The organism is Caulobacter sp. FV1ye13L (assembly GCF_058681155.1).
Window position 1 is genome coordinate 1,866,567 of the sequence record NZ_CM178732.1, and the last position, 22,555, is coordinate 1,889,121.

At 65.8% G+C, this 22,555-nt stretch carries 19 protein-coding genes and 1 pseudogene; 14 read left to right on the forward strand and 6 right to left on the reverse strand.

The features are described 5' to 3' along the window. Nucleotides 1-3: 3 nt before the first annotated feature. From ACW176_RS08955 to ACW176_RS09005, 11 genes are all read left to right on the forward strand, one after another. On the forward strand, nucleotides 4-360 hold the full coding sequence (locus ACW176_RS08955) for a hypothetical protein (RefSeq protein WP_492111690.1): 357 nt from the start codon (nucleotides 4-6) through the stop codon (nucleotides 358-360). Further along, nucleotides 357-857 carry a hypothetical protein gene (locus ACW176_RS08960; protein WP_492111691.1) on the forward strand — a complete coding sequence of 167 codons (501 nt, stop codon included), beginning with the start codon at nucleotides 357-359 and terminating at the stop codon, nucleotides 855-857. Before ACW176_RS08955 ends, ACW176_RS08960 begins: the two co-directional genes overlap by 4 nt. Then, complete coding sequence (locus tag ACW176_RS08965) at nucleotides 857-1,327, forward strand: C40 family peptidase (protein WP_492111692.1); 471 nt, start codon at nucleotides 857-859, stop codon at nucleotides 1,325-1,327. The genes ACW176_RS08960 and ACW176_RS08965 overlap by 1 nt, the downstream gene beginning before the upstream one ends. Then, complete coding sequence (gene gpJ / locus ACW176_RS08970; RefSeq protein ID WP_492111693.1) at nucleotides 1,317-4,796, forward strand: TipJ family phage tail tip protein; 3,480 nt, start codon at nucleotides 1,317-1,319, stop codon at nucleotides 4,794-4,796. The genes ACW176_RS08965 and gpJ overlap by 11 nt, the downstream gene beginning before the upstream one ends. Continuing rightward, nucleotides 4,793-5,017, forward strand: coding sequence for a hypothetical protein (locus ACW176_RS08975; protein ID WP_492111694.1), 225 nt, complete (start codon nucleotides 4,793-4,795; stop codon nucleotides 5,015-5,017). The genes gpJ and ACW176_RS08975 overlap by 4 nt, the downstream gene beginning before the upstream one ends. A 76-nt stretch (nucleotides 5,018-5,093) precedes the next feature. Next, on the forward strand, nucleotides 5,094-8,330 hold the full coding sequence (locus ACW176_RS08980) for a hypothetical protein (RefSeq protein WP_492111695.1): 3,237 nt from the start codon (nucleotides 5,094-5,096) through the stop codon (nucleotides 8,328-8,330). A 417-nt stretch (nucleotides 8,331-8,747) separates the two neighbouring features. After that, nucleotides 8,748-9,518 (forward strand): SGNH/GDSL hydrolase family protein, encoded by a 771-nt coding sequence (locus ACW176_RS08985; RefSeq protein ID WP_492111696.1) that lies wholly within the window; start codon nucleotides 8,748-8,750, stop codon nucleotides 9,516-9,518. Nucleotides 9,519-9,708: 190 nt separating this feature from the next. Next, entirely contained in the window at nucleotides 9,709-10,056 is a 348-nt protein-coding gene (locus tag ACW176_RS08990; RefSeq protein WP_492111697.1) for a hypothetical protein, read from the forward strand. Then, entirely contained in the window at nucleotides 10,056-10,391 is a 336-nt protein-coding gene (locus ACW176_RS08995; RefSeq protein ID WP_492111698.1) for a hypothetical protein, read from the forward strand. The genes ACW176_RS08990 and ACW176_RS08995 overlap by 1 nt, the downstream gene beginning before the upstream one ends. A 63-nt stretch (nucleotides 10,392-10,454) precedes the next feature. Beyond that, nucleotides 10,455-11,069, forward strand: coding sequence for a glycoside hydrolase family 19 protein (locus ACW176_RS09000; RefSeq protein WP_492111699.1), 615 nt, complete (start codon nucleotides 10,455-10,457; stop codon nucleotides 11,067-11,069). Next, a complete protein-coding gene (locus ACW176_RS09005; RefSeq protein WP_492111700.1) occupies nucleotides 11,066-11,695 on the forward strand; it encodes a hypothetical protein in 630 nt (209 codons plus the stop codon). The genes ACW176_RS09000 and ACW176_RS09005 overlap by 4 nt, the downstream gene beginning before the upstream one ends. Nucleotides 11,696-11,725: 30 nt before the next feature. Here the strand turns inward: ACW176_RS09005 and ACW176_RS09010 are convergent, their stop codons facing one another. After that, nucleotides 11,726-12,046: a hypothetical protein gene (locus ACW176_RS09010; RefSeq protein WP_492111701.1), complete on the reverse strand. Its 321-nt coding sequence runs from the start codon at nucleotides 12,044-12,046 to the stop codon at nucleotides 11,726-11,728. Between the two features lie 250 nt (nucleotides 12,047-12,296). On the opposite strand from ACW176_RS09010, the gene ACW176_RS09015 reads away from it, so the two are divergent. Further along, nucleotides 12,297-13,013 (forward strand): DUF2786 domain-containing protein, encoded by a 717-nt coding sequence (locus ACW176_RS09015; RefSeq protein WP_492111702.1) that lies wholly within the window; start codon nucleotides 12,297-12,299, stop codon nucleotides 13,011-13,013. A gap of 68 nt (nucleotides 13,014-13,081) precedes the next feature. Here the strand turns inward: ACW176_RS09015 and ACW176_RS09020 are convergent, their stop codons facing one another. From ACW176_RS09020 to ACW176_RS09030, 3 genes and pseudogenes are all read right to left on the reverse strand, one after another. Beyond that, nucleotides 13,082-13,918, reverse strand: a complete 837-nt coding sequence (locus ACW176_RS09020; RefSeq protein WP_492111898.1) for a methyl-accepting chemotaxis protein — start codon at nucleotides 13,916-13,918, stop codon at nucleotides 13,082-13,084. Between the two features lie 78 nt (nucleotides 13,919-13,996). Next, nucleotides 13,997-14,755: pseudogene (locus tag ACW176_RS09025) on the reverse strand (HAMP domain-containing protein); the annotation flags it as partial. A gap of 122 nt (nucleotides 14,756-14,877) precedes the next feature. Then, nucleotides 14,878-15,252 carry a response regulator gene (locus tag ACW176_RS09030; protein WP_492111703.1) on the reverse strand — a complete coding sequence of 125 codons (375 nt, stop codon included), beginning with the start codon at nucleotides 15,250-15,252 and terminating at the stop codon, nucleotides 14,878-14,880. A 321-nt stretch (nucleotides 15,253-15,573) separates the two neighbouring features. Between ACW176_RS09030 and ACW176_RS09035 the strand changes: the two genes are divergently transcribed. Together ACW176_RS09035 and ACW176_RS09040 are read left to right on the forward strand one after the other, a co-directional pair. Further along, the gene (locus ACW176_RS09035; protein WP_492111704.1) at nucleotides 15,574-17,451 is read left to right on the forward strand and encodes a methyl-accepting chemotaxis protein; all 1,878 of its coding nucleotides are present in this window, start codon (nucleotides 15,574-15,576) and stop codon (nucleotides 17,449-17,451) included. After that, entirely contained in the window at nucleotides 17,448-20,606 is a 3,159-nt protein-coding gene (locus ACW176_RS09040) for a PAS domain-containing hybrid sensor histidine kinase/response regulator (RefSeq protein ID WP_492111705.1), read from the forward strand. The genes ACW176_RS09035 and ACW176_RS09040 overlap by 4 nt, the downstream gene beginning before the upstream one ends. Nucleotides 20,607-20,641: 35 nt before the next feature. On the opposite strand, the gene ACW176_RS09045 is transcribed toward ACW176_RS09040, so the two are convergent. Further along, on the reverse strand, nucleotides 20,642-21,475 hold the full coding sequence (locus ACW176_RS09045; RefSeq protein WP_492111706.1) for a CheR family methyltransferase: 834 nt from the start codon (nucleotides 21,473-21,475) through the stop codon (nucleotides 20,642-20,644). Continuing rightward, the gene (locus tag ACW176_RS09050; RefSeq protein WP_492111707.1) at nucleotides 21,472-22,548 is read right to left on the reverse strand and encodes a protein-glutamate methylesterase/protein-glutamine glutaminase; all 1,077 of its coding nucleotides are present in this window, start codon (nucleotides 22,546-22,548) and stop codon (nucleotides 21,472-21,474) included. Before ACW176_RS09050 ends, ACW176_RS09045 begins: the two co-directional genes overlap by 4 nt. Between the last annotated feature and the right edge of the window lie 7 nt (nucleotides 22,549-22,555).

Genomic DNA, 22,555 nt, shown 5'->3' on the forward strand with positions numbered 1-22,555 from the left:
TCCGTGACCGCTCCTGCCTGGCCCGACGACAAGGGCCGCGTCCTGGCCGACGGCTTTCGCGAAACCTTCCCCGACCTCGTCGATCGCAGCGAGACCGACGCTGGCCCGGCCAAGCAGCGCCGCGTGACGACCGCCGCGCCGTTCATGGTCGACGTCGTCTACAAGATGACGACGGCCGAGCGCCAATGGCTGGAGGACTTCTTTCTCGGCGACGCGGCCGGCGGCGGGGTGTGGTTCACCTGGCGCCACCCGGTCAAGCAGGTCTCGGTCGTGGCGCGCTTCGTCAAGGGCTCGCCGCCGTCTTACGATCCATGGAAACCCGACTGGCGTGTGTCCCTGCGGCTTGAGGTTCGCGCATGACCTCGGCGTCGTTTCACGCGGCGGTCAAGGGCGACGGCTCGGCCGACATCATCGTCGAGCTGGCCACGCTGGAGCATGAGAGCTGGGATGCACCCGTCTACGTGGTCAACGTGGCCGAGGAAGGTTATCGGCTGGTCAGTCTGGAGCGCGAGTTCATCGCCTATCCCTTCGACCTGTCGTGGCCCGCCCGTGATCCCGACAACCCGTTCGGCGGCGCGCGCTTCACGATCGGCAATGTCGTGGCGCAGGACGGCTCCGACGAGCCGCTGGTCCTGGCGGCCCTGCGCGGCCTGCCCGACTATGCCCGCGTCCGCTTCGAGGCCGTGCGGGTCGCTGCGCCGGACGTGATCGAGCAGCGCACGACGCGCCTGCGGCTGACCGGCCTGACCTATAACGAGACCGCCATCACAGGCGAGCTGCGCATGCCCAGCTTTACCGACCGCCGCGCTGGGGCGGTGTTCGCGCCCGACGTCTATCGCCACCTGAGGGCGGGCTGATGGCCGCGAACGGCGTTCGCCTCACGGGCGAACATGCGTGGATCGCCCGCTATATGCCCGTGCCCTTCGTCGAAGAGGGGCGCGGGTTCCGGGGCGCTGACTGCCGGGGTCTGCACTATCTGATCCTTGAGCACGAGACCGGGGTGCGGGTTCCCGACCTGGCCGAGGTGGTTGCTGACCGGGTCGGCGACGAACGCCGTTCGCCGCGCGCCTGCGCCGAGCTGGTCAAGGCCCATGCCGCACGCTGGCGGCGGATAGAGCCGACGGCCGACGGCGGCTATCCGCGCTTCTGCCTGCTGCTGTTCACCATCGCCAGCCTGCCGACCCATGTCGGCACGTCGATGGGCGGGCGGCTTTTCATTCACACCCAGAAGGGCTGCGGCGTTCGCCCGGCCAGCCTCGACGAGGCCGAGGCCGGCGAGGGCTTCTGGGGTTCACGGCTAGAGGGGGCATACCAATATGGCGGATGACGCCCTGACCTTGCCGCGTCACGCGGGGCTTGTCCTGACGCCGCGCCCGATGGCGCGCGACGAGGAGGTGTCCCTGCACGCCATGCCGGCGGGGCTGAGCGTCGCCGAGATGATCGCGGCTCTGGAGCAGCAGGGCTCGGTCGATCCCGCCCTGCGGCCCTGGCTGCGCGTCACGGTCGGCGACGAGCGCCTGCCGCGCGAGTTCTGGCCGCACCGTCGCCCCCTGGCCGACGAGACCATCACGGTCGAGGTCGCGCCGATGGCCGGGTCGAACGCGCTGCGCACCCTGATGCAGATCGCCGTCATCGCCCTGTCGGCCTTCGTCGGCGGCGCGATCGGCGGCGTTGGCGGCGCCCTGGCCGCCGCCGCGATCAATGTCGGCGGCATGATGCTGGTCAACGCCGTCGCGCCGATCAAGCAGCCGGAGCTGTCGGCCCGCCAGCAACGCTATTCTCTGGACGGGGGCTCCAACGCCGCACGTCCGCACGAGGCCATCCCGGTCGTGCTGGGTCGCCGCCGGATCTTCCCGGCCCGCTGCGCCAACTGGTTCACGGTGACGGTCGATAACGTCGTCTATCTGCGCCAGATGTTTCAGCCCTGCGTCACCTGGGTCGACCATGAAAGCCCGCGCATCGGCCAGACGGCGCTGGACAGCTATGACGGCGTGACCGTCCGCTGGGCCACGCGGCCCGACGAAGACCTGACGCCGATCTGGTTCAACCGCACCCCGGCCGAGGACAGCCTGGCCCTGCCGGTCAAGCAGGCCTCGGGCTGGGTCACGCGCAGCGCGCCGCTCGAAGCCGACGACCTGTCGATCGACATCGCCTTCATGGCGGGCCTGTTCGAAAGCAAGGAAAGCAGCGGCAATCCCAAGAACCGCAGCGTGACCTTCGAGTTTCGCTACGGCCTCAAGGGTGGCGATCCGGACGCCGCGACCGCCTGCCCGTTCGCGCCGGGCGGCCTGCTGACCTTCACCCGCGACAAGCTGGACGCCTATCGCGTGGGCTACGAATGGGCGGTGACGCGGGGCGAGTACGACGTCCACATCCGCCGCATCACCAACGAAGAGCCGAACAATCCCCGGATCTCCGACGAGCTGACCTGGGTGTGCATCCGCGCGTTCCGCGACGAGGCGGCGGTGCGCGACGCGGCGACCAAGCCGTGGATCGAGCTGGAGCTGCGCGCCAGCGACCAGCTCAACGGCGTGCCCGACGATTTCAACTTCATCGCTACCAGCATCGTGCCCACGGCTACGGCCGATGGACCGGGCGATCTGATCGTCACCCGCAATCCGGCCGACCTGTTCCTGGCTGTCAGCTATCCGCCGCTGTCCGACGTCGAGCTGGACGATGACGAGCGCAACTTCGCGGCCATCGCCGAGTGGCGGGCGACCTGCGTCGAGCAGGAATGGACCTGCGACCTGGCCGAGCAGGGCGAGATCGCTGTCGGCGAGCTGCTGCAACGCACCGCCGCTGCCGGCCGGGCGCGGCCGACGTTGGACTATGGCGCGCTGTCGGTTGTGGTCGATTGGGAAAAGCCCTTCCCGCGCCAGATGTTCACGCCGCGCAACGTCTCGTCGTTTCAGGGCGAGGTCGTGGTTCCCAAGCCGGTCCATGCCCTGCGCGTGCGCTTCCCCAACGCCGACAAGGACTATGCCGACGACACGATCACGGTCTTCGCGCAGAAGCCCGACGGTCTGACCTTCTATGATCTCGACAGCGCCTCGATCTATGAGGGGCTGGAGATCCGCGACAAGACCGTCCCCGACGAGGTCGAATGGGAAGCCGCCCGCATCCTGGCTGAGCGACTGTTGCGGCCGGAGCGCTTCAGCTTCGATCTGGACGTCGAACACCTGACGGCGGCCGAGGGCTCGCGCGCCTGGCTGGCGCACCATGTCGCCCTCGTGGGCGAAGTGTCCGGCCGCGTCGAGGCCCGCGTGGTCGACGCCGGGGACGCTCTGCGCAATGGCCTGCGTCTCGACGAGACCGTGGTCATGACGGCGGGCCGCAGCTACGACCTGGCCTGGCGGCCCTCGACCGATGCGCCGCTGCAAGTGCTGACGCTGGAAACGGTCGAGGGGCCGTCCGATGTCGTCTGGTTCCAGTTCCCCGCCCCGGCCCTGGCCGACCAGCCCGTGCCCGGCGATCTGGTCACGGTGTTCGAACACGCCGTCGAGCTGCTCGACGTGGTGGTCGACCGCATCGCGCCCAAGGATGGGCTCAAGGCGACCCTCACCTGCGTGCCCTATGCCGAGGCGTTGCAGCATGTCGGCGAGGGCGGCCCGATCCCGGCCTATCGCACGGGTGTCAGCCGCCCGCCCGGCCTCGACAGCGCCATCACCAACACCCGAACCGACCGGGGGCTTGAGCAACTGGTCAATGTGATCGGGGCGGGCCTGACGGCGGCGGGGTCGGCGCTGGACGGGCTGGCCACCGGAACGGGCCTGTTCGCCGGGCGGACGGCGGCGAGCGTCGTCTCTGATCTGTTGGCGGTCGGCAAGACGGGGGCTGATCAGGCGGCTGCGCTGATGAAGCTGGCGCTCGATGCGGCGGTGGCGCAGGCGGCGATCGAGGGCAAGACCTACCTGCCCGACGGCCAGCCCGTCGGCCCGGTGGCCTATGAGCAGAAGATCATCACCGCCGGTCTGGTCCAGTTCTCGACCCTGCTCGGGATCATCAACGAAGACGAAAGCGCGGTGCTGCTCAATCAGCTCACCGTGCAGGTCTCTCCCGGCCAGAGCCTGGCCAGCTTCCTGACCTATGTGTCCTCGACGCTCGGCGACGGTACGGTGACCGTCTCCATGCTGCTGGAGGCCGTCAACGGCCAGGCCGGGCGGATCGCCCTGGCGGTCAACAATGATGAGCAGGTGGTCGGTCTCGACCTCGGCGTCGATGGCGAGACCGCCTATTTCGACATGGTCTCGCCAAACTTCCGGTTCATCGACCCGACGGGCCTTGGTCCGCCGACCGGCGTCGCCACCTACAGCGGCGGCAAATGGGTGTTCAACGCCACGCTCTATGCGCAGAAGGTCGTCGCCGACAGTATCGAGACCGCCAACCTCAAGGTCGGCGCGGTGACTATCGACAAGCTGTTGGCCGGTGCTGCGTCGGGCAAGGTTTCGGCCTATACCACCACCCGGCTCAACAGCGTGGCCGACGGCACGGCGGTGATGGCCGGCTACTACGAACCGGCGACCGATCGCGGGGTCGAGGTTCGCTACAACGCCACTTGGCACTATCCCTCGACGCGCACGACCTTGCGCCTGGGTCTCTATCGCGACGGCTCCTATGTGACGGGCTCGGGCCGCCAGTGCAGCTTCGACGGCCAGGACGAGGACATCATGTCGATCTCGTTTCAGGACGAGTTCGCCGATGAGGGCGTCAACCACCTTTATGAGGTGGTCAAGCTGGCGGGCACGGGCTGCGATCAGATCGAGGCGTCGATCATCATCGAGGAGCTGCGGCGGTGAGTGGTCTCAAGCGAGTGATCGCCGCGATCTATCGGCCTGACGATCCAGCCGGGACGCTCTGGCGCATGATCGTGGTGCGCGGGTCGGTCGAGGCAGACGATCAGGCCCTGGCCGATACGCAGTGCCTGCCCGGCGAGGCGGCCATGCTGCTGGCCGCGCCGATCGAGACCCACAAGTACCGCCGCCTTAACGGCGCGCTTCAGGCCATTCCCGGCGCCTAGCCGAACAGGCTTCCACCAATCGTGAAACGAACGCCGTTCGCGCCCTGGCGCGCGGGCGGCAACCCATGGGGGCGTGATGCTCAGCAACGCACAATTCGCGGCCGAAGACCTGGCGCTCGACGAGGCCTATGCCGCCGAGGAGATGACCCGGCCGGAATACCTCGCTGCCAAGGTCGCCCTGCTCGACCAGTTCAATATCCCGTCCACGCTGGCGGCGCAGGTTGCCGACAACCTCGAAGCGCAGCGGACGGTCACCGACCAGATCGGATTGTTGAACCTTAATGGCACTGTGGCCAATGTCGGCGATCTGCCGGGCGGGGCAGCGAACGGCGACACCTATGTCGTCGAGAACAACGGTCACGCCTATATCCGCATCACAGGCCAATGGAAGGATCTCGGCGTCTATGGCGGGCGGGGCGGGTCTGCGTTGTATTCGGTCGATGGTGAGCCGGACGCTGACCTCGGCATCGCCGGTGACATGGCGATCGATCTGGAAACTGGAGACTTCTACGGCCCCAAGACGGCCGAGGGGTGGGGCGATGCTGTTCTCGCGACCGGCCTGCAAGCCAAGGTCGTGGCGGCTGAGACGGCGAAGACAGCCGCCGAGGTGGCGCGCGATCAGGTCAACACGGCGATCTCGGAATGGTCGGATGTCGAGGTTCTCGGCAAGGTCGCTTCGCCCGCCAACGGCTCCAACGCCACGGCCGGGGTTTTCGTCCTGGCCAATCCCGCCGTCCATGATGGCGTGATCAAGCACGTGCGCGCCTATGTCAGCGCGGGCGTCACGATCATTGTCAGGGTTTGGAGCAAGGCCGGGAACGACTTCACCCAGGTTGGCCCTGACTATCCCGTGGCGATGACGACGGGTCTGAACGACAAGACGGTCGCCATCCCTATCGAGGCGGGCCAACGCATCGGCTACTACACCCCGTCGAACGGGATCGACTACGACACCACGACGGCGGGCGACAGCGGCGGCTATTACGCGACCGCTGGCAACCTGACGGCGTTCACCGATGCGACGGTTACGACCAACGTTCAGCTTCAGATCGGCTTCGATCTCGAGTACCTGGTCGTCACAAAGGAACGTGCCGACGCGGTCGACACGGCGATCGAGGATCTGCAAGCCGACGTCGTCGCGTCCTCGGCGGCCGTCGCTGCAAGCGTCACGACTGGCTTTGTTGGCCGGCCAGCCACGCCGACCACTGGGACTTCAGGTTCCGAGGGGACCTTTGCCTTCGCCGACCCGCAGCCTCACGCGGGTGTGGTCCGCGTGTTCAAGGCGCAGGGCCATTCTGAGGGTCCATATGGCGTCAAGCTCAGGGTCTTCGATAAGGCGGGGTTCGACTTCACGCAGTCTGGCGTCGATCATGACGTCGCGGTCTCGGGGGCTACCGCCGTCGCCGTGTCGATCCCCTTCGAGGCTGGCCAACACCTGGGCTGGTATGCCCCCGCAGGGATCGACTATCTGACCGCGACCGGCGACAGCGGCGGCCTTTACTCGTCGAACGGCAACCAGACGTCGTTCACCGACTCCAACGGCATCACGACCACGATCCAGTATCAGGTCAGCTTTGAGGTCGAATATTTCCCCGTCACCCCGGCCAGGGTCGATGCGATCGAGGACACGGCGAACACCGCCGCCGAGGACGCGACGGCCGCTCTTGCGGGGGTCGATCTCCTGACCGAAGTGGTCACCGTGGGTCTGCCGGTCGCCGTGGCGACGGGGTCGAACGCCGCTGCGACCACCTTTGTATTCGCCAACCCGGTCGAGAATGCAGGGGTGCTGGACAAGGTCGACTTCTGGGCCAAGTCGGCGGGCACGATCAAGCTGCGGCGGTTCCACAAGGTCGGGGACCTGTTCACCCAGGTCGGGTCCGACCTTGCCATCACCGTCGGCGCTTCGGGCGCCTACGAATACACCGCCGACGCGCTGGGCAACTGGCCGGTCGAAGCAGGCGATCTGATCGGCTTCTATTCGCCGCTCAACTTCATCCCCTACACCGCCGTGGCGGGCGACAGCGGCGGTTACTATGCCGCTGCCGGCGATCTGACGACCTTCACTGATAGCGCTGTGACCACCAGCGTTCGGCTTCAGATCGGCTTCACCTTCCGAACGGTGAAGAGCTTCAGCGCCAACGCGTCCGGCTCCACCGACGTCGATCTGCTGGCCGCGCCCTATGTCGAGGTGTCGGTCACTGGCCTGAACCTGAGCGTGGATGGCCGCATCCACAAGAACGGCGCCGACCTGGCGATTGTCAGCACGGTCGCCCTGCCGGCGGCGGCCAGCGGCAAGGAACGCCTGGATTTGATCGTTGCGGATCGGGTGACGGGTGTGGTGAGCCGGGTTGCTGGAACCGAGCGGGACGTGAACGTCGACGCCATCGAGTACCAGCCCGCCAAGACCGCCGGCAGCGTTCATCTCGCTACTGCTCTGGTGGGCTCGGCGACCGCTGTCGCCGTGAACGCCTCTCAATTTCGGGGTCTGATCAAGACTGGGCGCGAAGGCGAGATGGCGGCTCATGTCGCTCGGAACCGCCACATCCTTCGCCGCACGCTGGGTAAGGCGGCGCGCGGCGCGGCGATCAAATGGGGCGGCTATGGCGACAGCCTCACGGCTTTTCAGGACACAAACGCGAAGCCCGGCACATTGGCGGATCAATACGTCGCCAATGGCGCCTGGCGGGATCTGGTCGCCTACTACTTCTCAGCGTATCCGAGCGACACCATCGCGTTGATCAACGCCGATATCGCGGCAAATGGTAAGCTGGGCTGGAATTGGGCAATAAAGCGCGCCCTCGATGCCATCGCTGGTTCTGGGGTCGTCACCTATTACAACTTCGGAATTGGATCGACCAAGAGCCTCAACACCCTTGAAGGTGGGACACTGCCGCACGGGCTCTATCAGCCCAGGCTTGATGTCGTGCTCGCCGCAGCGCTGGATGCCTGTGGTGTCGGCTACGGCCGCAACGAGGCGGGCCAGACCTATACCTACGCGAACCTCGTAAACATGACTGGCCAACTACAGGCAAGTGGTGCGGAGGTCGTTCTATTTGGCGTTCCGCGCGGCAACAGCGTTCTGTCCCTGGCGAACACCAACTACACGAATGACGCCATCGAGGCCGCCGCTATGGATGCGGGTGCCGCCTACATCTCGATGACCATGATCGACGACGACCGGAACCTCGGGGCGATGGGTGCGCCCGCGCAATGTCTCGGCTCTGCCAACGAGATCACCAGTGGTTACAACCATCCTGGCTGGTTTGAGCATCGTCAGTATGAGCGCGCAGCCCTACTGCAGCTCGGGCTGTGACCGATGATTGAAGCGCATCTGGGAACGCCCCTCACTCTCTTTCTGGTGATCGAGGGTGCTCTAAGTTTGCTGGTTTGTGCAGTGCGTCTATTGACGAATTTCCGCGCGAGGCTTCGATGAGCCCGGAAATTCGTCTAATCGGCTTCATGGCTTTATTGACGGTTCTGAACTGGATGCACCGCTACTTGGAAGGTCTGTGGTTGCGCGATCGGCCTGATCGCCTCCGGCGAAAGACCCAAGAACTGTGTCTCCATGTCCGCTATCGCCCTGCCATGGGCTGGATGTGGCGGCTACACCCCCACACCCACTGGCGCAGGTTCAAAAAGCCTACTAGGGCCTCGCTAAGAGCGCCGATCTCGCGTTAAGGCAGCAAGCGCCCTATGGTGTCCAAGCTGTGGCGGCTATGTCGGGGGAGTCATGCGCAAGTTGACGTGGATTTTCGCTGGTGTGCTTGTTCTGGCAATCAGTCTTTACAGCACCAGGTTAATTCGCCCGGCGACGCCGCGCTTAATGTTCGTCGGCGACTCCATAGTCGCCGGATACACGGTGAAAGGATGGTCTGAGCCGTTTGCTTTCGGATTTCGCGGTGCAGTCGTCGCAGAGGCCCAAAGGGCCGGATGTCGGATTCGACTGGTCGGCGGCAGCAAGGAACCTTGGAAGGGTCGCTGGGAGACACCGCGCCCTGTTGGGGTCGATCTTCGGTCAGCTGGGCAAGACGGACATCGCGGCTATGGCGGAAAGTCCGTCAAAAGATTGGCCGTGTGGTTCCCGTTCTGGCTTATCGCAGACAACCCGGACGTCGTGGTTATCTACGCCGGGATTAACGATCTAGCGCGTACTGGTTCGCGAGTTCCGCTAGCGACGAAAGTTGGCCTTCGCTACATGATCTGGGCGACGCGCATTATCCAGCCCAGAGCCCGTATCCTAGTCGCAAAGATCGCCCCCTACGCGTCCAGCGCGGCTTCAGTGAAAGCCTACAATCAGTTCATCGAAAGCGAGATCGCCGGGAAGCACGTAACGGCGGTCGATCAGTATTCTCTATTCGTGGACGCATCAGGACATCCCAAGAGCGTCGCCTACTCGAACGGCATCAACCACCCGACGAACGCCGCCTATCGCGCAATGGCTGAGCGCTGGTTTTCGGCACTGCACCCGATCTTGAAAGCCAAGGGTGCATGCCGGACCTAGAGCGCAAGCCGGCGCCGTTCCTGCCGTAGGCTTGCATTCCAGCGGCGTGTCACCGCGTCGCTGTAGAAGCGAAGAGCTAGTTCCCGATCTCTGCTCAAAATTTCTGTCTCGTTGTTTTGCAGCGAGCGGGGCCGTGAACTCACGGCAAGCGCGATCTGAAATCAAATCTTCAAAACAAAGGAGGGGCCAGATGCCCTGGCGAGACCCCGAGACCATCGGGCGATACCTCATGGCCCTGTCGGGGTCTGGCCTCTATGGCCTGTACCTGTTCACCACTCGGGTGCGCAGCGGTACACCCGTCACGCCGCAGGATGTCAGGGGGCTTGCGCTCAACGCCGCCTGCGCGGCGGTGTGCGGTCTGCTGATGACCTACGCCCTGGCCGAGCGTCTGACCGCCGTCATCCCGTGGCCGAGCCTGCGCGACGCCGGGCTGCTGGCCTTCGTGTTCGGGGTGTTCGGCTTCGAGCTGCTGCCGCTGCTGTTTCCGAAGGCCCTGCGCTGGGCCGAGAAACAGGCCGACCGGGCGGGGGGCGAATGATGACCCATCCCCCGCTCGACGTCGTCGCCATCATCGCCGGAACGCTGGCCAGCGGCTGGCTTGCCCTGCGCGCCTACATGCTCAAACCGGTATTTCGGAGCTGGTGTACCGCGCCTGGCCGGGTCTGGGCTTCGCTGCTTGCCCTGTCGGTCACATGCGCCGTCGTGGCCTTGTCGATCCTGCGCGGCGGTGGCCACGCCACAGCGCGCGAGGCGCTGCTGCTGATCGTCCTGGCGGTGACCGCTCTGGTCATGCTGGAGAACCTGCACCGGCAGGCCCCGGCCAAGCTGCCGGCCGAGCCCTCCGAACCTTCCGGCGCTGAGCCGACGACCTGATCTCGCGCGAACGCCGTTCGCGCCCTTCCATCCCTGACATCGTGAAAGGATACCGCCATGCCCTTGGTCAATCCCAAGGCGTTCTTCGATCGCGTGCGTGACTTCGACCTGCTTGGCCCGACCTTGACGGCTGGTGAGGTCGCCGGCTGCGAAGCGATCCTCGCCGCGTGCAAGACCTGGCCGCTGGCCCATGTCGCCTACGGCCTTGCCACGACCTACCACGAGACCGCCGGCACGATGCAGCCGATCAAGGAAATGGGCGGCCCTGAGTATCTGCGGCGGCTCTACGACATCGAAGGTCGCGATCCCGATCGCGCCAGATCGCATGGCAACGTCAAGGCCGGCGACGGTGCGCGCTACTGCGGCCGGGGCTACGTGCAGCTCACCTGGCAGGCCAACTATCTCAAGGCGCAGATCAAGCTGGGCGTGCCGCTGGTCGACAATCCGGATCTTGCCATGCGCCCTGATGTGGCCGCCAAGATCCTTGAGGTGGGCATGCGCGAGGGGTGGTTCACCGGCCATCGACTGGTGAGCTTCCTGCCTATATCCGCCGGCGTTGCGGCGCGTGGGCAGTTCATCGGCGCGCGGCGGATCATCAACGGCACCGACAAGGCCGAGAAGATCGCCGAGCACGCGATGGACTTCCAAGAGGCGCTTATGGCTGGAGGTTGGTCGTGATCTCGACCGCCGTCGCCAGCGTCGTCGTCCTGGCCACGCGTCTGGGCAAAGGCGCGCTGCGTCTCATCCGCACGCCGACCGGCCAGAAGGTCGCCATCGTCCTGGCCTGTCTGCTGGCCGCCCTCGGCTATGGCGAGCTGCGCTATCACGCGGGTGTCCGGCATGAACAGGCTGCGCAGGCCGAGCGTCTGAAGGTCGGCAAGAAAGTCGTCGCCAAGGTCGCCGAGGAAGGCGCGGCGATCAGCAAGGATGTCCGCCAGCGCCTCGACACCAAGACCGTCGAGATCCGCTGGCGCACCCAGATCCTGAAAGAGGAGGTTCCTGTCTATGTCCCGTTTGAGGTCGATCGCTCTACTGTCGTGCCTGACGGCTTTGTGTGGATGCACGACGCCGCAGCTCTTGGGTCCGCCCTTCCCGCCGCCCCCGGCGGACCTGTCGAAGCCCCTTCCGGCGTTGCGCTCTCTGAAGTCGCCGACACCGTCGTCGAGAACTACGGCGCCTGCCACGTCCTCCGCGCCGAGGTCGTAGCCTGGCGCGAATGGTATCCGCGCATCGCGGCGCTCTGGGCTAAGTACGTCAAGACGGTCGAGCTGGAGCCGGAACCCGCGCCAGTCCCGTCGCCCTGACTGCTCGACGCTAAGCCTATCAGAAGCCCGTCACCCTAACCGGGGTGGCGGGCTTTTTGCGTTCTGGGCCTCGCTGCGCGGCGTGATGCCGTTCTGCCCTGGGATGCTGGGAAAGTCCGGCCGCGTTTCCCATTTCCACGCGCCGCAGGCTGGGCACGGGCCGGTCATTAAACGGGCCACGGCGCGGATGCCGGTACGTTCGCCACCCACGCCTCGCTCGACGAGCCGGGCAATCACTGAGACCAGTAGCAGTTGGCGCGCATAGGTGCAGCCGTTGCACATCAGCAGCACGTCTGCCTGCCCGGCGTACTGGCCGAGCGGAACGCCGGGATCAAAGGGACGCTGCGCCATGTTCCGCGAACGTTCTCATACCTCAAACAAGAGAAGTCAACGCTGTCGGGGCTTAGACCGCGATCCGGACTGACGCAGGTCCGAATATGGGTTCCGAACTGCACACGCCTCCAACCACCAGGACGGATTTCCACAACACACGGGTTTGTCGGGCCTTGTTCGCCCGCTACGCTGGACCGTACGGGCGCTCAGGCAAACCTGATGGGCTGGTGCCGATGGTGCGCGAAATCGACCTTTTCGGGATTCATCCGTGAACGACAATCCCGATCTCGCCGCCCTCGATAGGCTCAAGACCCGCATCCAGGGGCTGCGCGCCAAGACCACCGACAACGGCTGCACCGAAGGCGAGGCCCTGTCAGCCGCCGCCAAGGTCGCCGAGTTGCTGGATCGCTACGACCTGTCGCTGACCGATGTCGAAATCCGTGATGCGCCGTGCGAGCGGCGAGACTACGAGACCCATCGCAACAAGCGCATACCGCTGGACGATTGCGTTGGCGCGATCGCGGACTTCTGCGATTGCCGGGTCTGGCGCGAGAAAAACCCGGCAGGCGAGGCGCGATACGTCTTTTTTGGGCTCCGATCCGATGTTGAAGCCGCGCACTGCCTGACCGAACTGATCGATCTCGCCGTTCGCTCCGAGCTCGGCCGCTACAAGACCAGTGCCGACTATCAGCGGTTTCGGCACCAGGAGCGACACATGGCCAATGCGTCCTTCACCCTGGGCATGGTCGCGTCCATCGCTGCCAAATTGACGGCGATGAAGGCCCGGCGCGACCAGGCCAACACCGGCGCCGGGCGTGATCTTGTTGTCCTCAAGGCGTCGGTCGTCGACGCTGAACTCGACAAGCTCGATCTCAAGCTAAAGACCGTGCGCCGCGCGACCCGCATGGTGTCGCCAGAGGCCTACGACGCCGGCGGCGCGGCGGGCGCGGCCCTGGCCCTCTCTCGGGCCATCCGGGAGCCGTGACGACCTCGGCCGCCGGCGCCTCGCCCGCTATCGGGCGCGGCGTGAAAGGCTGAGAAACCCGCGCGCGATCAAGCCGCTTTCAGGGCCTTGAAGAACGCATCAGCCTCGCGGCGCAGGGTGTCGGTGGCTTCGTTGACCTTGCCCGAGGTGTCGAGCAGGCGGCGGCTGGACTCGCCGGCCTCGGCGGTGGCCATGGTCATGCTTTCCACCCCGCGGGCAGCCGAAGAAGCGCCGCGGGCCGCGCCGAGGGCGCGATCGGAAATGTCGCTGGTGGTCGCCGCCTGTTCCTCGACCGCCGCCGCGACTGCCGCACAGATTTCGCGCACCTGGGTCATGGCCGACAGGACCGAGCGCACGCCCGTCGCCGTGGTGCGGCTGACCTGCTGGATCTCGGCGATCCGCTTGGAAATCGCGCCGGTCGAATTGGTGGTCTGGGTGGCGAGCTGCTTGACCTCAGCGGCGACGACGGCAAAGCCCTGGCCGGCCTGACCGGCGCGGGCGGCTTCGATCGTGGCGTTCAGGGCCAGGAGGTTGGTCTGGTCGGCCACGTCGCTGATCAGGGACGTCACCTCCTCGACCTGACGGGTGGCGTCAGCCAGCTGTTCGATGACCTTCTCGGTTTCCAGGCCGATGGCTTCGGCTTCGCTGGAGATGCGGGCCGACTCGGCGATACGGCTGGAGATTTCCTCGACCGCGATGCGCAGCTGACCGGTGGCCGCCGCGATTTCCTCGATGTGGCTGGAGGTGTTGCGCGCGGCTTCGTCGGCCTGTTCGGCCTGGCGGCTGGCATTGGTGGAGCTGTTGTCGAGATTGACCGCCGAGGTGTGCAGTTCCTGGGACGAGGAGGTCAGGCCGCCGATCACGTCGTCGAGCTTGCCGGTGAAGGCTTCGACCAGTTCAGCCATGCGTTGGGCGCGCTCGACCTCGACGTCCTTCTGGCTCGAAGAGGCCGCCTCCAGACGCTGGCGCTCCTGGGCGTTGGTACGGAACTTTTCCAGAGCCTTGGCCAGGGCGCCGATCTCGTCGGACCGCTTGGTGTGGGTCGAGCGGACATTCAGGTCGCCATTGGCCAGGGCGTTCATCAGGCCGGTGGTGTCTTCCAGCGGGGCCAGGACGTGCTTGCGGACAATGATGGTGGCGGCGGCCAACAGGGCCACGGTGGCCAGGGCGAGGGCCAGCAGGATGCCGAAAGCGAAGGTCTGCGCCTTTTGGGCGTTTTCTTCCTGGCGTGCGGCCTCGGCCTGGATGACCGGCACCATAAGATTGACGGCGGCCCGATGCTTTTCGAAGACCGCGGTCATTTCTAGCACCTTGGCCTCGACCTGGGCGCGGTCGCCACGGTCGATTGCCGGCAACAGCCCATCCTCGACGATCGTCCAGAATTCACGGGCATGGCGATCGGAGTCGCCGAAAATCGCCGCCTTGATTTCAGGCTTCAAGGCCTTGCCCTGCCAGTAGGCCAGCCGCTGATCGTACTCGGACTTGAGGCGCTTCAGGGTGGCCTTGTTGGCGGCCAGATTCTCGGGCGCATCTTCGGCGAGGTGCGCGGTCATGTACGCTTCGATGACATAGATCGGCGGCGGCAGGACGTCGGCGATGGCGTCCTTGTTGTCGATGATGCCTGCGTAATTGGCTCCGCCGATCCGCAGGGTCTCGATGCTGTTCCAGACCACGCCTCCAGCAACCGCGAGGAACAAGGCAAACACGCCGGCGAGGATGGCGAACGCGGACGACAGTTTCATGGCGTGACCCCGGAAGAGCGATGATCGAGCTTCCAGCGCCGTTGGTTAATGCACCGTTAGAAAGCGCCTTGACTACCCATTCTGAGCTGCGTCATGGGGTCGCGCATGGTCCTGAAAGGCCCTCAGGCCGGGGTGATCTTGCGGATCATGCGGTCGACCCGACGCAGCAATTGCCGGCTCTCGAACGGCTTGCCGATATAGTCGTTTGCCCCCAACTGGACGGCGCGACGGATGTCTTCCGGCGAGCTTTGGGCCGACAGCATCAGAACCGGAAGGTCGCTGGTCTCGGGGTCGTTTTTCAGCCTTTCCAGCACGGTGAAACCGTCCATGCGCGGCATGTTGATATCGAGCAGCACAGCGTCCGGCCGGCGGTCGCGAATGGCCGCCAGGCCTTCGAGGCCATCCGCTGCGGTCGACACCTCAAAGCCGGCGTCCTGAAGCTGGGAAACAATCAGGTTGCGGATGGACTCGTCGTCTTCGACCACCAGGATTTCCATCGCGCGCCTCCAGTGCCGGTATTGGCCAAGCCACTAAGGTCAAAACCAGTCTCAGGGCCATATCGCTCAAGCGTGTTGCCGTCAAAATCAGATTGGTCGAGCAGCCTGTAGTGCGGGAAATGGCCGCCGGATGGACAATCGATTTCAGTCGGTTGCTGCTGCAAGTCAAATTGTCGCAGCTAGGGGCCAATCTGAATCCCTATTTCCCGCGCGTTAAGCTTCAACAACCATGATCGCGCCAAGAGATTGGGGACTTGCATGATCTTAGCGGTGGCGAAAGACAGGCGACCGTCGAGAGACAACAAGCGCATCGCCCGGGAGATGTCGATCGCGCTCGTCCTGATGGGCGGTCTGATCGTGCTGGTCGCGGGCCTGTGGGCGGCGTCGGCGAGCCATGATCTGAGCGAAAGGCGGCTGCAGAACCAGCGCGACGCCCAGATCACCTCGGCCACCTTCGAGCTGAACCAGTCCATCGCGGCGATGAAGTTCGATGCCATCCAGGTTCAGCAGTTCCTGCAGGATATCGCTGCGACGCGCGGCGAGGACGGCCTGACCGATGGCTTTGACCAGGCCGAGGCCTTCCGCCAGCGCTACACGCAGGATGCCACCCGGGCCCGCAAGCTGTCTTTGGCGCTGGAGGCGCCGGAACTGGCCCAGCGCCTGGCCAATTCCCAGACGGCGTTTGACGCCTATTACGCCAGCGGCGTGACCATGGCCCAGGCCTATGTCGACAACGGCACCTCTGCGGGCAACGCCCTGATGGCCGATTTCGACGCGGCGGCCCTGGCCCTGACAGCTGACCTAGACAGCCTCAGCACCCAGCGACAGAACCTGATGCAGCGCATCACCGCCCAGCACACCGCGACGGAAGCCGCCCTGATCAATCGGATGGAACAGGCCCAGCTTGAGGCCATGGTCCTGGCCGGCGTCGGGCTGATCGTGAGCTTGCTGATCATCCTGCATCTACGCCGTACGGTTCTGGCGCCTCTGAAGAGGACGACCGCCTATATGGCCGGACTGGCCGAGGGCCAATATGACGTCGAGCCGCCTTTTCTGGATCGCAAGGACGAGATCGGCAGCATGCTGCGCTCGGTCGACACCTTCCGGCGCGCCGCCCTGCAGCGCAAGACGGCGCGCCTGGCCCACGAGAGCGAGATCCAGTCCTATCAGCACGAGCTGCTGACCCGGGCCGAACAGGTTGAGCGTCTGTCGGCCGATCACGCGGCGATCATCGACCAGCTGGGCGATGCGCTCGAGCGTCTGGCGGTCGGCGATCTGTCGATCCGGATGACCGAGCGCTTCGGGCCGGGCTTCGACCAGCTTCGCATCGACTTCAACGCCTCCATGGAGGCGCTGGGCACGGTCATGGGCTCGATCCTGGAGGCGACGGAAGCCGTCAGCTTCGGGGCCTCGGAGCTGTCGCGCGCCGCCGAGCGTCTGTCGTCGCGCACGGAGCAGCAGGCGACCTCGGTACGGGAATCGGCGGAATCTCTGCAGATCCTGCACCGGGAAGTGGCCGTCACCACGAACACGGCCGATGAGGCCCTCAGTGTCGTCGCCACCGCCAAGCAGTCGGCCGAGCGCTCGACGACGGTGATGGACGGGGCCATCGACGCCATGGCGCGCATCCAGGCCTCGTCGGGCCAGATCGGCAAGATCAGCACGGTGATCGACGAGATCGCTTTCCAGACCAACCTCCTGGCCCTCAATGCCGGGGTCGAGGCGGCGAGGGCGGGCGAGTCCGGACGCGGCTTCGCCGTTGTGGCCCAGGAAGTCCGCGCCCTGGCCCAGCGTTCGGCGGCGGCGGCCAAGGAGATCAGCGCCCTGGTCACGCGCGCCAATGCCGAGGTGGCGGCCGGCGGCAATCAGGTGTCCCAGACCAGTCAGGTCCTGACCGAGATTGTCGGTCAGGTCATGCAGATCCACGGTCTGGTGCAGGGCATCTCCACCTCCAGCCGCAAGCAGAGCGACAGCATCAGCGCCATCCATGGGGCCGTGACCCTGATTGATGAAATCACGCGCAACAATGCGGCGATGGTCGCCGAGGCCACCGGCGCCAGCCAGTCCCTGGCCGGCGAGGCCAGCGGGCTGATGACCTCGATCAGCCGCTTCCGCGACGGGGGGCAGCCCAAGAACGGCGAGGCCCAGACCCCGGAGCAGGCTGAGGCCATGAACGAGATCGACCGGCTGTTCGGATGAGTGCGGACCGCCGGATCCAGACGCCGGGCGCCAAGGGCGATCCCCGCCTGACCATGGTCCTGCGCGGCGTCGCCCGGATCCTCGACCAGAGCACCATCGGGCTGGCCTGGCCTGAAGCGTCGGCGTCAGTTCGAGACAAGGCCCTGATCGCCCGACTGAAGCGGACTGACGGCCTTTTGGCCATGGGGCTCGACGCCCAAGGCGCTCTGGTCGAGCGCGCGGCGGCCGAGAGCGGCTCCTTGACGGCGGCCGCCATCCACGACGAGCAGGGCGTCTTTCTGGCCGCGCTCTATGCCATTGACGACGTGCCCCGGCGATCGATCAGCAGCCGGGCCAAGGCCGTTCTGACCGAGGTCGCCGCGAGTCTCGGGGTGCTGCTGGCGATGCGCATCGCCGAGTCGCGCCTGAATGTTGCTGAGATCCAGCTGACCAGCGCCGAGCGCCTGCTGGGCGTCGGCAAATGGTCCTACGATCTGGACAGCGGCATCTGGGAGGGCTCCCCGGCCATTCACCGGTTGCACGGCTCAGACCCGGCTGCGCCGGCCAGGGACCTGTCCAGCCTCTATGCCCAGATCCACCCGGACGACATCCCGGCCATCGAGGCCGCGATCAACCAGGTCGCGATCCTGCCGGGCAAGGTCATTTCCTGCGACTATCGGGTCCGCCGTTCTGATGGCGAGACCCGTCACCTGACCTCGACCCTGGCAGGCCAGACCTCGGCGGCGGGCGATCTGATCCGGATCAGCGGCGTCGCCCAGGACATGACCGACAGCCGGGCCATGCGCGAAAAACTGGCCCAGAGCGAAGCCCATTACCGTCGCATAGCCGAGAACAGTAACGACATGATCGTCGTCTGCGGACCCGACGGCATCATCTCCTACGTCTCGATGGCCTGCGAGCGTGTGTTGGGATTTGCCATTGATGACCTCAAGGGTCGCAATCTGCTGGATTTGGTCCACCCCGAGGACCAGCCCAGGACCGTGAGCCAGTTTGGGCCCCTCCTGAGCGGCCAGATCAAGAACGACGAGCTGGTCGCCGAGTATCGCATGGCCCGCAGGGACGGCGAGGTGATCTGGATCGAGACGCACCCTCGTGTCCTCCGGGATCCCGTCTCGAACAGCATTGTGGAGTTGGTCCACGCGATCCGGGACATCACGGCTCGCAAGCGGGCCGAACAGGCCCTGGCCGAACGTGACGAGCAGTTTCGCCTGCTCACCGAAGGGTCGCGCGACGTCATAATGCGCTTAGCCCCCAATGGTCGGACCCTGTCTGTCTCCCCGGTCGTGCGGGACATCCTCGGCTTCGAGCCCGAGGATCTGGTCGGTCATTTTACCAGCGAATTCATGCATCCGGAGGATGTCCCCCGCCTGGCGGCGTACTATGGGCGCCTGGCCGCCGAACCGGGCGTGCGTCTGGAACCTATCGAGTCGCGGATCCGAAATCACGCCGATGAGTATCGTGTCATGGAGTCCCGACCCTTCGCGATTTGGGACCCCAAGACCGGCAAGCTGAAGGAGTTCGTCGACGTCTCGCGCGACATCACCGAGCGCAAGGCCTTCGAGGCCGCCCTGACGCTGGCTCACCAGGAAGCGCGTCTTGCCCAGGTGGAGGCCGAGTCCAGCGAGCGTCGCTATCGCATCCTCGCCGATGGCGCGCGCGATCTGACCTTGCAGTTCGGGGTCGACGGAGTGATCCGCTATGCCTCGCCCTCGGCGATCAATTTCGGCTATAGGCCGGATGAACTGGTCGGGCTGCGCCTGATCGAGTTCATCCATCCCGACGATGTCGCGACTGCGTTGAACACAGCGGCGTCCCATTTCCAGAACTCGGGCGCCAAACCGACCGGCCATGCCGAACTGCGGGTCCGGACCAAGGCAGGCCATTATGTCTGGCTGGAGGGCAGCCCTTCCCTGATCAAGGACGAGTCTGGCCAGACCCTGCTGGTGAACTCGACCTTCCGCGATGTGACCGAGCGGCGCGAGATGGAAGAGAACCTGATCCGGGCCCGCCAGCAGGCCGAGGCCGCTGCGGCGGCGAAGGCCGAGTTCCTGGCCAATATGAGCCATGAGCTGCGCACGCCCCTGACCAGCGTGATCGGCTATTCGCAACAGATCCAGGGCGAGCAAGAGCTTTCCGACCGTGTGCGCCTCGCCGCCGACCGCATCGCCGCCGGCGGACGGACCCTGTTGTCGACGATCAATGACATTCTGGACTTCTCCAAGATCGAGGCCGGCGAGATCCAGATCCTGACCGAGGCGACCGCCGTGGCGCCCCTGGTCGTGGAGACCCTGGACCTGTTGCACGGCCAGGCCGCGCAGAAGGGCCTCGACCTGCGTTGTGAAGGTCTGGACGCCCTGCCACCGTTCCTGCTGTGCGACGCCAAGCGGATCCGTCAGGTGCTGGTCAATCTGGTGGGTAACGCCATCAAGTTCACCCAGACCGGCCAGGTCTCGGTCAAGGCGACCCATGATCCGCAGACCGGCCTTGTGCGGCTTGCGGTCACCGACAGCGGGATCGGCATTTCTCCCGAGCAGGTCGCGCGGCTGTTCCTGCGGTTCTCGCAGGTGGACGGCTCGATCTCACGCCGCTTTGGCGGCACGGGTCTTGGTCTGGCCATCTGTCGGGGCCTGGTCGAGGCCATGGGCGGCGAAATCGGGGTCGACAGTCTTGAGGGGCAGGGCTCGACCTTCTGGTTCGCCTTGCCGGCCCCCGCCTGTGACGCCACGCGCCTGAGCCTGGAAGCCGAGACTCCGGTCCTGCCCCCCGGTTTGAAGGTCCTGGTGGTCGACGACCAGAGCGAGATCGCCGAGGTCATCAGCCTCATGCTGCAGCCGCTGGGCCTATCGGTGCATACGGTCGCCAACGGCCGGGACGCCATCGCCGCGGCGGAGGCTCACCCCTATGACGTGATCCTGATGGACTGGCACATGCCGGGCCTGTCCGGCGTGGATACGGCCCAGACCATCCGCTCCGGCGTCGGACCCAATCGATACTCCCCGATGGTCCTGTGCTCAGCCGACAACGGGCCCTTGCCCGAGTCGCGGGCCGGCCTGTTCGAAGGTCGCTTGCTCAAGCCGATCTCGACCAGCGGCCTGCTGGCCGCGATCAGCGCCGCACTCGACCCTGAGCCCTTCGCCGCCTTGCGGTCGGCCTGATATCCGGCCTTCGTTCGCGAGCCGAGCGCTGAGGCTCAAGCCGTCAGTCGGGCCGTCGCCGGTCGGGTGGTGGGGGCCTTAACATAGAGGCCGGCGTCAGGACCTGCCTGGAAGGCGTTGGTCACGCCCATCACCGTTTCGGAGCCGCCAAGCACCAGGTAGCCATCATCGACGACCTGGCGCGCAATGCGCTCGAGGATCGCCGTACGGGTGCTGGTGTCAAAATAGATCAGCACATTGCGGCAGAACACGATGTCGAAGCGGCCCAGATGGCCGGGGTCCTCGAGCAGGTTGAAGCGCCGCCAGGTCACGGCGCCCCGCATATCAGCCTTGATCCGCCAGCTCTCGCCCACCCGTTCAAAGTGCTTCATCAGCTTCTGGACCGGCAGGCCCCGTTGCACTTCAAAGCCCGAATAGATCCCGGCCTGAGCCTTGGCCAGACATTCGCGCGACAGATCCGTCGCCATGATCTCGAGGCTCACCCCGGGCAGCAGATGGGCCACCTCCTGCCAGAGCATGGCGATGGAATAGGGCTCCTGGCCGGTCGAGCAGGCGGCGCTCCAAAGCCGAATTGGCCCGCGCCGGTTGCGGCCCAGGTCGACGAAGGTGCGTCGGAGCAGATCGAACGGCTTCTGATCGCGAAAGAACAGCGTCTCGTTGGTCGTCATGGCGTCGATCGCCGCCTCGACGATCCGCTCGACCGGCGCCTTGCGGATGGCCGCCAGCAGGGCGTCGACGGTTTCATAGCCACTGGTGCCGGCGACCGAAGCCAGCCGGGTATTGATCAGATAGGCCTTGCTGGCGTCCAGGACGATGCCGGTCCGCGACTGCAGCAGGTCTCTGAAATGCTTGAGATCGGGCGTGCTCATGCCGTACCCACCCGCGTCCACTGCAACAGTTGCGGCGCCAGGGCCGACAGAGGATGGACCTCGGCGGGCACGCCCGCCTGGATGACGGACCCCGGCATCCCCCAGACGACACTGCTGGCCTCGTCCTGAACCAGGACCGGCGCGCCGCAAGCCGCCAGGGCCCGCGCCCCGTCGCGACCATCATGGCCCATGCCGGTCAACACCATGCCGGCCGCCGCCCCGCCCCACATCTCGGCGGCGCTGATGAACAGCGGGTCGGCCGCCGGACGGCACCAATGCACCTCGGGACCCTGATTGAGCTGCACAGTCGGCGCGCCGTCCCGGCCGCGCTCGACGATCATGTGGAACCCGCCCGGCGCGATATAGATCACCCCATCGGTCACCGGCTCGCCGTGCTCGCCTTCCTTGACGGTCATCGGCGTCACCCGCCCGATCATCTGGGCCAGGGCCTTGGTGAAGCCCTGCGGCATGTGCTGAGCGATCAGGATCGGTCCGCGCCATTCAGCGCCAAGGCCAGAAATCACCTCGCGCAGGGCCGGGGGGCCACCGGTGGAGGCCGCCACAACCAGCGCCTCCAGCCGGACCTTGCGACTTGGACGCGGGCCATTGCGCACGACGGGCGGAGCGGACAGGGGCTCAGGGGGCGGCTTCAGATAGGATTTGATGGGCCGCTCGAGCCCCGGCGCGCGCCGGCGGCCCAGTTGGACGATCTTCTCGATCAGGTCGCGTTGGTAGGCCTCCGCGCCGCCGATGCGGCTGGTCGAAGGCTTGGGGATAAAGTCGGCCGCTCCGAGGGTCAGCGCCCGAAGCGTTATCTCCGCCCCGCGCTCCGACAGGGTCGAGGCCATGATCACCTTCAGGCGCGGACGCAAGGCCAGCAGCTTGGGCAGGGCCTCCAGGCCTGACATGTTGGGCATCTCGATGTCGAGGACGCAGACATCGATCTCGTGTTCCTCAAGTTTCTTGAGGGCCTGCAGTCCGTCGACCGCCAGGGCGACGACGACGATGTCGGCCCGGGCTTCGAGCCATCGCGAGACCATGCCGCGCACGACTGCGGAATCGTCGACAATCATGACCCTG

What these genes read in the sequence shown, in the direction of transcription:
- ACW176_RS09040 (WP_492111705.1), top strand. Translation starts at nt 17,448, where the DNA reads ATGAGTGCGGACCGCCGGATCCAGACGCCGGGCGCCAAGGGCGATCCC.
- ACW176_RS09035 (WP_492111704.1), top strand. Translation starts at nt 15,574, where the DNA reads ATGTCGATCGCGCTCGTCCTGATGGGCGGTCTGATCGTGCTGGTCGCG.
- ACW176_RS09045 (WP_492111706.1), bottom strand. Translation starts at nt 21,475, where the DNA reads ATGAGCACGCCCGATCTCAAGCATTTCAGAGACCTGCTGCAGTCGCGG.
- ACW176_RS08965 (WP_492111692.1), top strand. Translation starts at nt 857, where the DNA reads ATGGCCGCGAACGGCGTTCGCCTCACGGGCGAACATGCGTGGATCGCC.
- ACW176_RS09030 (WP_492111703.1), bottom strand. Translation starts at nt 15,252, where the DNA reads ATGGAAATCCTGGTGGTCGAAGACGACGAGTCCATCCGCAACCTGATT.
- ACW176_RS08985 (WP_492111696.1), top strand. Translation starts at nt 8,748, where the DNA reads ATGCGCAAGTTGACGTGGATTTTCGCTGGTGTGCTTGTTCTGGCAATC.
- ACW176_RS08990 (WP_492111697.1), top strand. Translation starts at nt 9,709, where the DNA reads ATGCCCTGGCGAGACCCCGAGACCATCGGGCGATACCTCATGGCCCTG.
- ACW176_RS09020 (WP_492111898.1), bottom strand. Translation starts at nt 13,918, where the DNA reads ATGGCTGAACTGGTCGAAGCCTTCACCGGCAAGCTCGACGACGTGATC.
- ACW176_RS08980 (WP_492111695.1), top strand. Translation starts at nt 5,094, where the DNA reads ATGCTCAGCAACGCACAATTCGCGGCCGAAGACCTGGCGCTCGACGAG.
- ACW176_RS08960 (WP_492111691.1), top strand. Translation starts at nt 357, where the DNA reads ATGACCTCGGCGTCGTTTCACGCGGCGGTCAAGGGCGACGGCTCGGCC.
- ACW176_RS09010 (WP_492111701.1), bottom strand. Translation starts at nt 12,046, where the DNA reads ATGGCGCAGCGTCCCTTTGATCCCGGCGTTCCGCTCGGCCAGTACGCC.
- gpJ (WP_492111693.1), top strand. Translation starts at nt 1,317, where the DNA reads ATGGCGGATGACGCCCTGACCTTGCCGCGTCACGCGGGGCTTGTCCTG.
- ACW176_RS08995 (WP_492111698.1), top strand. Translation starts at nt 10,056, where the DNA reads ATGACCCATCCCCCGCTCGACGTCGTCGCCATCATCGCCGGAACGCTG.
- ACW176_RS09050 (WP_492111707.1), bottom strand. Translation starts at nt 22,548, where the DNA reads ATGATTGTCGACGATTCCGCAGTCGTGCGCGGCATGGTCTCGCGATGG.